The organism is Bacteroidota bacterium (assembly GCA_026391695.1).
Lineage (GTDB): Bacteria > Bacteroidota > Bacteroidia > Bacteroidales > JAGONC01 > JAPLDP01.
In genome coordinates this window covers 1-15756 of sequence record JAPLDP010000095.1, presented here as the reverse complement: position 1 = coordinate 15756, position 15756 = coordinate 1, and the positions used below count along the sequence as shown (strand labels likewise).

The following is a 15756-nucleotide window of genomic DNA, read 5'->3' as shown; positions in this document are numbered from 1 at the left end:
GTCCGGTGGCGCAGGCACATGGGCAGATGATGTCTATACACCTGCTGCTGCAGATATTGCGGCTGGTTCCGTGGTATTGACCTATACGACCAACACCGCAGCTCCTTGCGGTGAGGTAGACGATGACATGACCGTCACATTTAATCCCTTACCCAGCCTATCTCCATCCTACACTCCCCCCGTCAATCACGGTGAACCATTGGTTATAAATTCGAATGTAACGGGTGGTACTGCACCTTACGATTTTGTATGGACAGGGCCAGGATACTCAGGGATAGACGAGAATGTAACAATTGATCCAGCGTCACCTAGCAATACAGGTACTTATTACGTCACCGTTATCGATGCCAACGGCTGTACAGCCACGGCAAGTGTTGATGTGATCGTCTATGGTGAAGAAATCTATGTGAACGACGCCGTAGATAACGGGACGGAACTCTGGTGCACCGATGCGACCGGTGATGACGACAATCCCGGCACCACGGATGCTCCGCTACTTACCATAATGAAAGCTATCTCTGTAGCAATTGCAGGAGATAAGATTCGGGTGGATGCAGGGACATACACCGAACAGGTGCTGGTACAAAAAGACCTAACCCTCGAGGGTGCAGGCAGAAATGTGACCATCGTTAAAGCTTCTGCTGGCAGAACCGGAACAGCTCCGGCATTCAGCGCTGGAAGTGATTTCCAGGCAGATTATATTGTTGCCGCCTATCCTGTAACTTTAGGGACTCCTATTAGCGTTAAGATCACGGGCTTTACATTTGATGCCGATAACCTGGCTATGGTTAATGGCACCAGATATCCTGGTGTTTTCTTCCGTCAGGTGTCTGATGTAGATATTGCCGATGCAGGACTTTTCAATTGTGAGGTTAAGGGATTCCTAAATACCGATACCGAAACATCCGGAATATGGGTAGAAGACAAATGCAATCTTACAATCCATGGAAACACGTTTAGTGATTTTAATGAATTTGGTACCAATGTTTACGGTTATGCAGGTTATGATGCCGTGGTTGTAGCAACCAGCGATAATACTTATAATGCGGGATCAGCCTTCGCTAGTATTCTATATTGGTATACAACCTCAGGCAGTATCTATCATAATACAATAGATTATGGGCTAAATGGTATTCAGATTATTGAAGCAAGCAATACTTCAATTCTCAAAAATAAGATAACCAACGTTAAATCCGGTGATATCAGCTCAGTATATGCATGCGGATGGGGTATCAGTATTCAAGGAAGTAGTTCTTCCAATAACACCATTGGTGATGATACGCCAGGAAATGCAAATGAAATAAGTGCTGGCGAGGCTGGTATAGTATTTTTCGGTACAGAAGCAGATTATACTGCCACAGGCACAGGTAATACTGCCATAGGCAATAAAATTTATGACAATGAACCATGGGGTTTATATAATTACAACACAACAACGGCTGTAGTCGCCACCCACAACTGGTGGGGCGAACCTTCAGGGCCTACTACTTCGCAGAATAATCCTTCAACCAATCCCTGTGGCACCGGAGATAAAGTTTCGCTTAATGTAACTTTTACTATTGCACGATCCAGGCAGCTATTGACGCTGCCGATCCATTTGATGTGATAAGCGTATCGGCCAACACTTATACCGAGAATGTAACTGTGAATAAATCGCTCACCCTGCAAGATCCGGGCGGCGCTACGGTGACTGCGGCGAATCCAAACGTATCCGTCTTTACGGTGACTGCAAGTAACGTGACCATCACGGGATTCACAATCACAGGCGCAACCGGAGGAGGACAAGCAGGGATATATCTTGGTAATGACGTTACACTCTGCAATATCTCCAATAATATTTTAACGGGCAACTTCGACGGCATCTGGCTGGGTTCCGGGAGCAACCTCAATACGTTCACGAAAAATACCCTTACGAGCAACTATCAGGGCTTTGAGCTGTATCATTCGGACTACAACACGTTCGGCAGCATCGACCCTGCTGACGCGAACATCGCCAGCTCGAACACCAACTACGGCTTCAAAATGGAGTCTGCTGACAACAACACGTTCACGGAAAACATTGCAAACTCGAACGGCAAAAACGGCTTCTACTTGGTTGTTGGGCCTGTTCCAGGTAGTACCGGGAGCGACAACAACACGTTCACGAACAATACAGCAAACTCGAACACCCAATACGGTATCCGCATAAATAGTGGAAACGACAATGCGTTCACGGGTAACACCTTTGACTTAAACGTCTTAAGTGGCATGAAGCTGAAAGTAGAAACCGTCGGCACCACGCTGACCAACCTCACGCTGACTGACAACAGCTTTACCAACAGCTCGATTGGCATCGATATTACTGCTGGAGTTGGGAATACCACCTATGGTATCTCCAATCTCGGTACGGGCACACTCAATGCCACTGAGAACTGGTGGGGTGATGCTACCGGACCATTCCATCCGGTAACCAATCCCTGCGGATTAGGGAATGCGGTTTCGGATAATGTCACCTACTCTCCATGGTACTACCAGTCTGGCATGACCACCCTGAATGGACTGCCGGAACTGACCCTGTCAGGGGTACTGGATATGAAGACCGTTTCTAAGACTCCGCTCATCCTGAGTGAAACGGTTTCGTATCCTGACCTCACAGGTTATGACCCGGACATCCTCACCGATGCGCTGATCTCTACCACCACTACCTTCCCGGCTGGTGTAAAAGTGTTTAAACTGATTTATACGGATGGAGCTAATCCTCCTGTCCCGATTCCGATTTCCCCGGCTTATAACCTGGAAGGAAAGGTCAGTGTTTATCTCAGTGATATCCTCGGCATAGCCTATCCGCTTGTCGGACATTCCAATAAGGTCATCAACTGGAAGATTTACCTGGAAGGAGCTACTGATGAATCCACAACCGATGTCACCATCCAGGCAGTCTCTTACACTTCCAAGACAGGTTGTAACAATTACCTCGGAGTGCCCGATTCATTCTTCGATGTATTTACCGATGTTGACTTTAGTCTAACCACTTCTCCTGTGGAGACCTGCACTAACTCCGCGTCGTTCACGGCCACGAATATCTATCCGGAGATCCAGAATGTGGATCTGTCGATTACCACCGATGCCAGGATCAACTCCGACGTCGATATGCCGGCAGGCACCAAGATTGACTGGAGTTACAACGGTTCTGCACCAGGCACTTATACCTTACTTTCGGCAACCAATTCGATATTGCTATCCACGATCGTGGGATTGCCGCCATTCCCGTTGAACGGCCACAGCGGTAGAACTGACATCTGGGATTTCACTGTGTATGGCAATGACCTGGTGGGGAACACCTATAACCTGACCATTGACGCTATCGTACACCTGGAGGGGGAAGAATATGTGTACCATACGGATAATATTTCGCTGATCTACCATGCTCTTCCCACCGCTGTCATCAGTGGGTCCACCTCTGTTTGTTCCGGCGGTACCGCTACTTTGAGTGTGGCACTGACCGGCGAATCACCCTGGACATATTATTGGAGTGATGACGGAGGAACAACCACATATGAAGTGACAGCAACCTCAAGTCCTTCCACATTCGATGTTTACCCAACCGCTAACACAACGTACACGGTCACCAGCGTGACCGATGGCAATGGCTGCACGAATACGGGCAGTGGCTATGCCAAGGTTTACATCGGGCCGATCACCACGGCGCCGGATATCGTGGCGGCTTGCCCCGGTACACTCATTGAGTTTCCTATCACGGTAACCTCATTCAAGGAGGTTGGCGCCATCACATTGACATTGAACTATGATAAGAGTGTGATGACTTTCGACTCCTACACAAACAATTCAGGCCTGATCGATTTTTGCAGTGCCAATGAAACCGGCTCCACTGGGATCATTTCGATTTCGGGTATACCCGATCCTCCAGCCAACCTGGATGACGGCGATGTCCTGATCACCCTGAAGTTCAATTACATCAACGGAAGTACCGCCCTGACCTGGAATAACAGTGACGATTCATGGTGTGAATATGGTTCCGGCCCGCCGGATTATGTGCCGTTCTGCGATGACCCGACAGGTACCTATTATATTAATGGGTCGGTATCGGGTGCATCACTGCCAACGATTGTCTATGTTGATGATGATTATAATTCATCAACACCGGGTTGGCATTGCGACAAGTTCAACAAGATCCAGGACGGTGTTGACCGCCTCGAACTGGGTACCGGTGGAACAGTCCATGTTTACGATGGAACTTATCCTGAACAAGTCACGATCCATAAAGACATCGTGATGGATGGAGGTTATAGTGGTGGTACTTCACTTGTTAAAGCACCGGCGAGTGGTAGGATTACTGCACCTGGCTACACATCCGAAAATTGGGCTGGCGATGACTGGGTTACAGATTACCTGCTTGCTGCTTACCCGTCCGATCCGATATATGGGACGCCAATCAGCGTTAAAGTGACGGGATTTACTTTCGACGCCAATGGACAAACCCATATCGGAGACCGCTATACTGGGGTATATTTCCGAAAAGTTGCCGATCCCACGATTGCTGATGCCGGATTATTTAACTGCGAAATCAAGGGATTCAGCACATCAGATCCATCAGTCACCGGAATCAGGGTGTTGGAGAGTTCAAATCTGACACTGGATAATAATACGGTGAGGGATTATACGATCATGGGTATCGTTGTTTATGGAACTGATAACCTGCCAGATCCTTATGTCGTTACGAGCAACAACAAATTATATCCTTATGCTGGCGCCGAGGGTATCCAGTATCGTTATATAAATACCATACCATCAGGCTTATCCTATTCAGGAGAGATCCATTCTAATACAATTACTGGTGGAACTATTCCGATAGCAGCCTCATATTCTGAATATGTGTTGATCGATCCCAATGTGATCACTAATAGTCAGAATGTCGGTATTTTGCTTGAGGCTTCCAACTATTGTACTGTGGCGGACAATATCATTACGGACTTTGCGACGAACGGTATAGAAAGTAGCTCAGGTTCCTCGAATAACCAAATATTGGGCAACCAGATAGATAATAGTGGATTGTGTTGGAATGGTATTGCTATAGTTGGCTCGGATAACAATGTTATAAAAAGTAACACTGTTTCCAATATTCATAGCGGCGATAATAGTACACCCGGAGCCTGCGGATGGGGTATCGGACTGGAAGGCACTTCCGCCAACAATACCATTGGAGACGGCAGCCTTGCCAATGCCAATGATATCACCAATTGCGACGCCGGCATCATATTCTATGGCGCCGGAACCGGCAACATCGCTATCGGAAACAAGATCCACGGCAACTCGCCTCATGGCATGAATAACTTTGGCGGGGCTACTGTGAATGCAACCAGAAACTGGTGGGGAGATGACACAGGCCCAAAAGTAGCCAGCAATCCTTGCGGCGATGGCGATGCCATAACAGACGAAACAGGTGTAAGCTATGAACCGTGGAAGGATGTAAGCTGGAATGATGTGTATAAACTCTCTGCATCAGCAGATATAACCACGGAAATCACCTGCTATGGTGATAAGGCAACCGTGACTATAACAGCAAGTGGAGGTATTACTGCTTATTCCTATACTTTCGACGGAATAACTCAGTCAACGGGTGTCTTCACAAACATACCGGCAGGTACAGGCTATAACTGGAGTGTAACGGATGCTAATCTTTGCAAGGTGTCTGGTACCCTGGATGTGACACAACCGGACGAACTGTCTGCCACGGTTAACCATACTGATGTGACATGCTACGATGCTGATGACGGTACAATCACTGTCAGCGATCCTGACGGCGGTTATGGCACATACCAGTACAGCATAGACGGTACAAACTGGCAGGATGGTGGACTCTTTGAGAACTTACCTCCAGCCCTGTACCCCGTTTATATCCGCGACAAAGTGTATACTTCCTGCGTGATCGACCTGGGTGATGTGGATGTCACAGAACCCGCAGCTATCTCCGTCAGCGGTACAATTACATATTACAACACTGCTAATACGATAATGAATAATGTGAAGGTTGAACTCGATCAGGACGGTAGTAAAGTTTACCCCGCCTCCGGCGAGGTAAAAACGGATGGTTCCGGTCAGTATTCTTTCCCCAACGTCTGCCCCGGCACCTATGACGTGCTTCTTAGCACTGTCAAACCTGTAGGCAGCATCAACTCAACCGATGCCGCCCAGGTGAACTACTGGCCCACCGCTCCCTATGCCATCGAGAAAGTGAGGTTCTATGCGGGTGATGTTAACTTCGATGCCGCCCTCTCTTCAAATGATGCCCAGTTAATTCAGAGGTACTTTGTCTTTGGAGAAGCCTTCGACAGACCGCGCTGGACCTTCTGGGAAGTTGATGATTGGACCATTAGCAGCCCGACACCGGCAGGTAGTCTACAGGGAGACATAACAGTGACAAGCAGTGCTGTCACAGCGAACTTCTACGGGTTAGTTACAGGCGACTTCAACCGCAGCTTTACACCTGGTCCATTGAAATCAGCCCTCCTGACCATGCAGCTCATCTATGACGAGACCAAGAAGATTGGCTCCAACCGGGAATTCGAATTACCTGTCCGGCTGGTGAACGCCTCCGGTGTCGGTGCCATCTCCCTGATCCTGAATTTCCCGGATGAACTGGTACAGGTAATGGATGTCAGTGTGGCCAGTGCCAGTGGTCAGCTCGATTGGGCCGTCAATGGCAATGAACTGCGGATCGGATGGAATACACAACAACCGCTTTACCTGACTGATGGCGCAGACCTGGTGACCCTGAAGTTGAAAACGTCAAACGAATTCGTACAGGGAAATTCCATCAGGCTCACCATGGTGCCGGATCCGCTGAATGAACTGGCAGATGATGAATACAATGTGATTGACAATGTCATGCTGAGCGTCGATGTGATCGAGGCTTCCGCAGTCGGGATCGAAGAACATCCGGTTGACAACAGGCTCATATTGACGAGTTATCCCAATCCGTTCAACGAATACACGATGATTAAATACTCGTTGCCGTTTAATGGAAAGGTTACCCTCGAAATCCAAGGAATATTAGGTAATACTATGAAAATTCTGGTGGATGAAATGCAGTCAAGCGGGGATTATACAGTGAAGTTCGACGCAACTGACCTCATACCGGGTTTGTACACGGCTACCATCAAACTCACGACTGTCAGCGATGTGATAAGCCGTTCTATCAAACTTGTCAATCACAGTAACAAATTCTAAAATAATCGGAGTAACCTCCAAATACACCCTCCCTATCCTCTCCCCTCCGGGGAGAGGAAATGGGGTAAACCAGAGCTAAAACCCTATCCGTGAAGAAGATAGTTGTTATTTTATCTGGATTTTTTCTATTTGTATCGCTGACAATGCAGGCGCAAAATGCACCTGTAACCACAGCAGCAACTGTGCCAGGAGCAATTCCGGGTGAGATCATCGTGCCTGTTACCGTTACAGGTTTCACAAATATAGGAGCGGTCTCCCTCACCCTGGAGTACGACTATTCCGTCATGCATTTTCTTCAGGGTACACCGCATACCCAATTATCCTCTGCTGCCATAGGTGATACGGATCCCGGTAACGGGAAACATCGTGTTGTGATGGGATGGTATGGCTTGGGCACTTCCTTACCTGATGGAAGTGCGATATTGACACTTTCTTTCACCTATATCAATGGATTTACTGAATTGATGTGGTTTGATGACGGCTCTTCCTGCGAATATGCGGATGATAGTGGCAATGTGTTGAATGATGTACCGGCCATCACCTATTATATCAATGGGTATGTATGCGGTTTTTTGGGAAGCCCCGGACCTATCACCGGCCCAACCAGCCTCTGCCAGGGAGAAAGAAGAATTAACTATAGCGTTCAGCCGGTTGTCAATGCCACCAGCTATAACTGGTTCGTACCTGCAGGTGCGACCATTATCAGTGGCAATCACACCAATTCGATCCTGGTGGATTTCTCTATTGATGCAATATCCGGAAACATTGGAGTGCAAGGTGTCAACATCTGTGAAAGCGGACCTTTATCAGAGCTTGGGATTACCGTTAATGAACTGCCGGTTGCCGATGCAGGTAATGACACCATAATTCCTTATGGAACTTCTGCAACCCTTCATGGCGCTTCAGGAGGGACAGGCTCGTTCAGCTATCATTGGTCTCCCGAAGACCTGCTGATGGATCCCAATGTACAGGATCCACAAACAATCAATCTCACCACCACAACGGTTTTTACACTCTTAGTCACCAACCTGTCCGGACCATGTCAGAGCTTAGATGAAGTGATCGTCACGATCATTGGTGGTCCTCTGACTACCAATCCAGTATGCATTCCGGGCGACATTTGCAGAGGGGATACTTCGCAATTGTTTGCCAATACAGGCAGTGGTTCAGGAAATTATGCCTATACATGGACGTGCACACCGCCGGATTCCCCGTCCTGGACATCCGACCAGGCGAATCCTATGGTTACACCCGATTCTTCCAAAACATATCATCTCTCTGTTTTCGACGGTTTTACCACTGTTTCAGGATCAACGATGCTGACGGTTTATCAGCTTTCCACTGCATCTATTTCAGGAGGAGATACCCTGTGTGGTGATGGTCTGACAACTAATCTTACTGTTGATCTGACAGGATCACCTCCCTGGTCGTTCTATTATTCCAATGGTCTGACAACCTGGTTCGTTCCGGAACAATATACGACACCCTGTACCATCGTGGCTTCTCAACCAGGAGTGTACACGATCCTTTCGCTGTATGATGAACATTGTAACGGTACAACCTCCGGTGCAGCGGAAGTGACCGTATTTCCTGTTCCTCCCACACCGGTGATCACCCAGTATGGAAATTCATTGATCTCTTCAGCCTACTACGGCAATCAATGGTATCAGGAGGGCATCCTGATTCCGGGTGCCATCAATCAGGTATACCAACCGGCTATGAATGCTAATTATTTCGATATCGTCACGCTGAACGGTTGTGCTTCGGAACCCTCAAACGAAATTTATTTTGTAATGATTGGGTCCTACCAGCCTGAAAATAGCCCGTTTTTAATAGAACCAAATCCGGCAATGGATTTCATCGTCATACGATCAAAAACAGCCATGCCGGACATAGAGAAGATACAAATTTTTACGATACAGGGAAAAGAGGAGGAAACTTTTCATGTGGATCCTCTTGCAGGCAAAAGCAATATGACTTTGAATATTCAGCATCTGCAACCAGGTTTGTATTTCCTGGTGATCAGCACTAAATACGAAAAATTTGCTTATAAACTCATTGTTCAATGACCTCACCCCATTTTATGCGAGTTACATGCAATAAATATTACGGACTGCTGAGAGGAATAGGTTTCCTTTCCCTGCTGCTGTTTTTTCACATGTTTAGTCTGCCGGTGCGGGCTGATGACGCACCCATTACCTACGCAGGGATAGTCACCGATGCCATACCAGGTGCCACTTCAGTACCGATTCCCATTACCGTAACCGGCTTCAATGATATCGGTCAGTTTACACTCACATTACAATTCGACACCACCCGGGTGCATTTTATTTCAGCTACCACAAATCCTTTGCTAACCGGAATGAGTGTAACCTATTATTCCCCTTCGGGTAACACTTTGGGTAAGCTAATTTTCGCGTGGACAGGCGTGTCAAATATCAGTCTGGATGATGGTTCAGCTCTTTCGAACCTGACCTTCTCCTATATTACAGGTACCGGTATTCTTAGTTGGAGCTATTACTTTGGTTCGATTTGTCGATATAAACGCTATGTTAGTGGATCTCTTATTATACTGAACGACGAACCTAAATATCTTTTTTATAAAAATGGAGGCATCTCCTATCGCGGCGCCCCTGTAACTTTTGCACCTGTTATAACAGACCCGGAGCCGGGGGCACTTCCTGTACCGGTAACGGTGAATGACTTTATCAGTATCGGAGCGCTCACGCTTTATCTGGAGTATGACTCGACGATCATAACCTATCAGAATTCCTTTACGAAGAACCCCGCTTTCGGTTCTAACTTTCTGGTAGGCAGTATTCCAGGTATAGGGACGAAAAAAATGATTGTTATACAGTGGTATGGTACCGCTGTGAGTCTTCCAGACGGAGACACACTCTGCACGCTGAACTTCATTTATTCCACAGACAACGGCACCACCACCACGCTGAACTGGTTCGACAACGGACCTTCCTGCGAATATGCCGACGGAGTGGGCGATGAGCTAATTGATATGCCATTTGACGATTATTATATAAACGGAAACGTGGGAGGAGGTTCTGAAGTGGTTCTAATAGACATTATATTACAGAAAAGTAGTAACTGCGGAGAGTTTGTTGTGAAATTGAAGCCGCTGGATTTATTGGAGGCCACCCTCACAAAAATCATTTTTACTGTGAAATGGGCTGCCACCACAGGTTCTGATGTTCAGTTGAAGGACATCACCGCCACCTGGCCGGGGTTGCAACAACTGGGCGGCAGAGAGCTATTCGATGGGAATTATTATGTAACATTTCGTTCTCTGACAGCCTATGCTGTCAACTGGGGAGCCAATACCGAAAACACCATTATGACCTTCCGTCATACAGGAACAGGCGACGGAGAAAGCGACTTCACCATTATCCCGGAGGATTATAGTACGGAGCCACCCGGGCTGAATACCGGCTATTATGTCGAGGTGAGTTCCGTGGAGGCGACGGGCAGCATCACCAACAATGCCAACGGCGCTTCTCTCAATTGCGGGCTTTACGTGAAGGACTTCCTGCAGGGGCCATATAGTGCGGCCACTCACCTGATGCACACGGATCTGGTTACCACCAACTTTCTCCCTATGGTACAACCTTACAATACGGCACCATGGCTTTATACCGGTTCAGAACAAATTGCTTCATATCCCCCGGGTACAGTAGACTGGGTGCTGGTGGAACTGCGGACAGGTACGGCCGCCAATACAATGGTCGGCCGGAGGGTAGGTCTCCTGAAAAACGATGGCACCCTTATGGATACCAATGGCACTTCACCTCTTGTATTCCATTCCTTTATCCCGGGCAATGCTTATTATGTGGTGGTCTATCACCGTTCACACCTGCCGGTGATGACTGCAAACGCGGTGATCCTGCCCAATACCGCTGCTACCAGGCATGACTTCACCACCAATCCCTCTGCCAATGTGTATTCCACTACCAACGCTGCCGTGCTGCCACTCGAAGACGGAGTCTATGGCCAGATAACCGGCGACCTCAACCATGACAACTGTCTGAAGTTTTCAGGACCCGGCAACGACAGGGGGTTGATCATCGCGAAGATCATCGCCGTCTATACGCCACCACCCGCAACACTGAACTCTGTCATCACAGGCTATTACAATGAAGATCTGAATATGAATTCTGTGGTCAAATACAGCGGTTCCCAAAACGACCAGGGGATCATTTTTTCAAATATTGACGCTCTGACTAATCCTACAATATTAACAACGGTTTACCAGGGGCAGGTGCCGGTGAGTTATGCCGGTCAGAACCCTTAACATCATGGTCATGGATGAACAGAATTTAAAAGAATAACATGAATTGTAATAAAACTGAATATTATAGATAGAATGAGGACTAATTTATTCTTAATTCTTTTACCGTTTATCTTCATGGCATTGGAGGTGTTTGCCCAGGATGCACCCGTAACACAAGCAGCCGAAGTCATTGATCCAGGACCGCTAGCAACGGTAACCATAAGTGTGATCAACTTCAACGACATTGGAGCCATATCCCTGACTTTGCAGTACGATGCTTCGGTGGCCCTGGCTACGACTGTTGAACCAAATCCCGGATTGAGTGGGGAATTTTTATATAATACAACTACGTCAGGAATCATAATTATAAGTTGGATGAGCCTGTCAGGTATCACGCTCACGGATGGTTCGGTGTTGTTTACGATCACTTTTTTGAAGGTGTCTTCCGGTAGCACCAGCCTGAACTGGTATGATGACGGCATTTCCTGTGAGTATGCAAAATTTGATGGTGGGGAGTATACAGTACTGAATGATAGTCCAGCCTCTGCCTTTTATTTACCCGGTGAACTGGGTTTTCAGGCGTTTGCACCTCAGACCACAATATCTGACCAAATTGCCTGTGCCAACGATATCGTTCTGTTTCCTGTAACAGTCAACTCATTTAACAATATTGGAGTCATATCGCTCACCGTGAACTATGATCCTGATGTGCTGGATTATCAGGGATTCACGCCACATCCCGGTTTACCGGATAATTTTACAGTACAAGCAGTGGTGGATGGAACAGCGATCGCCTCCGGCTATTTGGAGGAAGGTGAACTGCCGGTCAGCCTCGACGATGGCTCCGTCCTCTTTATCATGAATTTTCTGTATCACGGAGGCCACTCAGACCTGACCTGGTATGATGACGGCACTTCCTGCGAATATGCATCAGGTCCACCGGATTTTATCCCCTGTTATGATGAACCTCAATCATCGTATTATTTCGATGGCTCCATCAGTGAACATTCACGTCCAACGGTGGTGGTGAGCGGCACAGCCACCATCAACAAGGGCCAATCAACAGATATAACTTTCACTCTGACAGGAACACCACCCTGGAATTTGACCTATACAGATGGAACTACACCGGTAACAGAGACAGGCATTGCTTCAACCCCATACATTGTCAGCGTTTCACCCTTAAGCACAAGGACTTATACCGCTACAGCGCTCAGTGATGCGGTATGTGCAGCCTTGCCGGGGAATATCTCAGGTGAGGCCGTGATTACAGTAAATGAATATCCGTTGGATATCATCCTGCAGAAAAATACCAATTGCGGAGAGTTTACCGTGAAGTTGAAACCCCAGGAAGCAGTAAATCAAAACCTGACGAAGATCATTTTTACCATTTCCTGGCCTGCGGTGGATGGCTCGGACGTACAGATTGAAGAAGTATCGGTTCAATGGCCTGGCCTGGCCCAGCAAGGCAGCAGAGTGCTTTTTGAGGGTAATTATTATGTTACGTTTTCATCAACGACAATATACCCTGTTGACTGGGCTGCGGATTCTGAAAATACCATCATGACATTTTCCATCAGTGCAACAGGGGATGGGACTGCCGATTTCATCATCATTGCTGATGATTACGACACGGGTGAGCCAGGACTGAATACCGGTTATTATGTGGAAGTTGCCAATTATGAAGCCACCAATGCGATCGACAATACGGGAGCTACCGGAGCCAGCCTGAATTGTGGATTGTATGTGAAGGACTTCCTGCAAGGTGCTTATAATACCACGACACATCTGATGAGAACGGATCTGAAAGATGCGGGCTTCCTGCCTGTCGCACAACCCTATGCTACCACACCCCTTGCATACAACGGCGGTGAATCAGTGGTTTCTTTTACAACTTCGGTGGTCGATTGGGTAGTCATCGAACTTAGAATCGGTACTGCACCGGAAACGAAAGTTGTTCGTCAGGCAGCCCTGTTGCTTGCCAATGGGAACATCGTTAGCACGGACCAGCTAAATCCGCCGGTATTTCATGAGATCATACCCGGCAACTCCTATTATGTGGTGATCTATCACCGCAATCACCTCCGGGTGATGACTTCCGGAGCCATCCCTCTTCCGAACACATCCGGTACCAGGCATGATTTTACTACTAATCCGCCTGTCAACGTTTACGGCTCAACAAATGGTGTGATCCTGCTGGAGACCGGTGTTTATGGACAGATTGCTGGCGATATCAACATGGATAACAAGCTAATATACAGCGGAAAGAATAACGACAAAGCGTTGATCATCGCAAAGATCTCGGCGATTTATACTCCACCACCACCGGCAACCCTGACCTCTTTCATCACAGGCTACTACAGTGAAGATCTGAATATGAACTCTGTGGTCAAGTATAGTGGACCCGGTAACGATCAGGGCATCATCATCGCTAACATTGGAAAATTCATCGTACCCACATTTCTCACCTCAATATACCAGGGGGTAGTACCATAAAGAAACAAACACTTTCAAGAGTAGATCAATGGAAAATAACGTATTACGATTAATCTATATTAATTCCCAGATATGAAAAAGATACTATTACTGATACCAGCGATAATAGCCATAGCTTTTGGCAAGGTCAGCGGAACATACCAGGTTGACTTTGGAATCTTTGCTTCAACTACTGCCAACCAGATGGAGATCCGCATACGGCCCAATTATGCAGAAGACGGCACCCGTTACATTACCAACGCTCAGTTTACTGTCAAGTGGCCGACCAGCAGTGGCATCGACACCATTTTCTCGGGTTCGACAATCTATCCTTATAATTTCACTCCTCAGGGACCGACATTGACGGATAATGGATATTATTATCAGATATATGCCACAGCCGGAGGTAATGCTTTGACCTGGTCGGCCGACCAGGAAATCGTAGTACAGACTTTTACCTTCACCTCTCCTCCCTGTCCGTCATTTGAGATAGCAGATGATGATTATGTAAAAAATATAGTCAATGGGGCCTTCTACTTTGAAATCAACGGTTCAGATAAAACTGGGATCCTTTACAATTCCCCGGCACAACAGCCATCTCCCGGTGATGCTGGCACCATCACCGGCACGGCCACTATATGTCAGTCACAGAGCGGGGTTGCTTACAGCGTGCCCGCCATTACCAATGCTACCAGCTACACCTGGGCTTATAGCGGAACAGGTGCTACCATTAATGGTACCACCAATTCTATAACCATAGACTTCAGCAGTAGTGCCACTTCCGGCGATCTAACTGTTTACGGAGTGAATGGTTGCGGCAACGGGACAGTGTCGGCCAACTATGCCATCACCGTGAATGTTCCTCCATCCATTACGGGCCAACCCGTCTCCCCGGCAGCGGTATGCGCCGGGACAGGCACACCTTCCTTTACCGTTACGGCCACAGGAGCAGGACTGACGTATCAATGGCAGGAGTATATCACCTCCTGGATAAATGTCAGCAATGGAGGTGTTTACAGCGGAGCCCTTTCAGCCACGTTGACCATCACCAATCCGCCGTCCTCCATGAATGGCTATAAATACCGTTGTGTGGTAACAGGAACATGTACACCGGCAGCTACTTCCGATGGTCTGGCTACCCTGATCGTCAATACCGCTCCGGCCATTACTGGACAACCTTCTGCTCAAACGGTTTGTGCCGGCTCGGGCCAGGCAACCTATACTGTAATTGCCACCGGGTCTGGGCTTACCTATCAATGGCAGGAGTTTATCTCCACATGGACGAACTTGAGTAATGGAGGGGTTTACGCCGGAGTCCTTTCAGCTACTTTAACGATCACCAACCCACCAGAATCTATGGATGGCTACCAATACCGTTGTGTAGTCAGTGGAAGCTGTGTGCCTCCTGCAACCTCCAATGCAGCAGTATTAAACGTGGATGAAGGCATCACCATTGACACCCAGCCTGCCGACCAGATCGTATGTGTTGGTAACAATGCCAGCTTCTCTGTCAGCGCCACCGGAACCATCACCGGATATCAGTGGCAGGAGTTTACCACATCCTGGAATAATCTGAACAACAACACTACTTATGGAGGAGTAACCACAAGTACCCTATCGATTACAGGTGCTACAGCAGGTATGAATGGCAACAACTACCGGTGTATTATCACAGGTAGTTGCGGTACCGCACAAACCGACGGGCTGGCAACCCTGACAGTCAACACACCATCAGCACCAACAGTAGGCACAATCACACAACCTACCTGTGC

The 15756-nt window shown here is 47.7% G+C and carries 6 protein-coding genes; all 6 read left to right on the top strand.

The window, feature by feature from the left end; genetic code table 11:
* On the top strand, positions 1 to 1606 hold a 1606-nt coding region (locus NT175_14645; GenBank protein MCX6235931.1), incomplete at its 5' end, for a DUF1565 domain-containing protein.
* On the top strand, positions 1603 to 7227 hold the full coding sequence (locus tag NT175_14640; protein MCX6235930.1) for a right-handed parallel beta-helix repeat-containing protein: 5625 nt from the start codon (positions 1603 to 1605) through the stop codon (positions 7225 to 7227). The genes NT175_14645 and NT175_14640, both read left to right, overlap by 4 nt.
* Positions 7228 to 7316: 89 nt before the next feature.
* Complete coding sequence (locus NT175_14635; GenBank protein ID MCX6235929.1) at positions 7317 to 9296, top strand: T9SS type A sorting domain-containing protein; 1980 nt, start codon at positions 7317 to 7319, stop codon at positions 9294 to 9296.
* Complete coding sequence (locus tag NT175_14630; GenBank protein MCX6235928.1) at positions 9293 to 11530, top strand: hypothetical protein; 2238 nt, start codon at positions 9293 to 9295, stop codon at positions 11528 to 11530. Before NT175_14635 ends, NT175_14630 begins: the two co-directional genes overlap by 4 nt.
* Positions 11531 to 11602: 72 nt before the next feature.
* Positions 11603 to 14005 (top strand): cohesin domain-containing protein, encoded by a 2403-nt coding sequence (locus tag NT175_14625; GenBank protein MCX6235927.1) that lies wholly within the window; start codon positions 11603 to 11605, stop codon positions 14003 to 14005.
* A gap of 72 nt (positions 14006 to 14077) precedes the next feature.
* Positions 14078 to 15756: hypothetical protein (locus NT175_14620; GenBank protein MCX6235926.1), on the top strand; the 1679-nt coding region annotated here is incomplete at its 3' end.

Excerpts from the sequence above, each read along its gene's own strand:
- NT175_14630 (MCX6235928.1), top strand. The coding sequence starts at position 9,293 with ATGACCTCACCCCATTTTATGCGAGTTACATGCAATAAATATTACGGA.
- NT175_14625 (MCX6235927.1), top strand. The coding sequence starts at position 11,603 with ATGAGGACTAATTTATTCTTAATTCTTTTACCGTTTATCTTCATGGCA.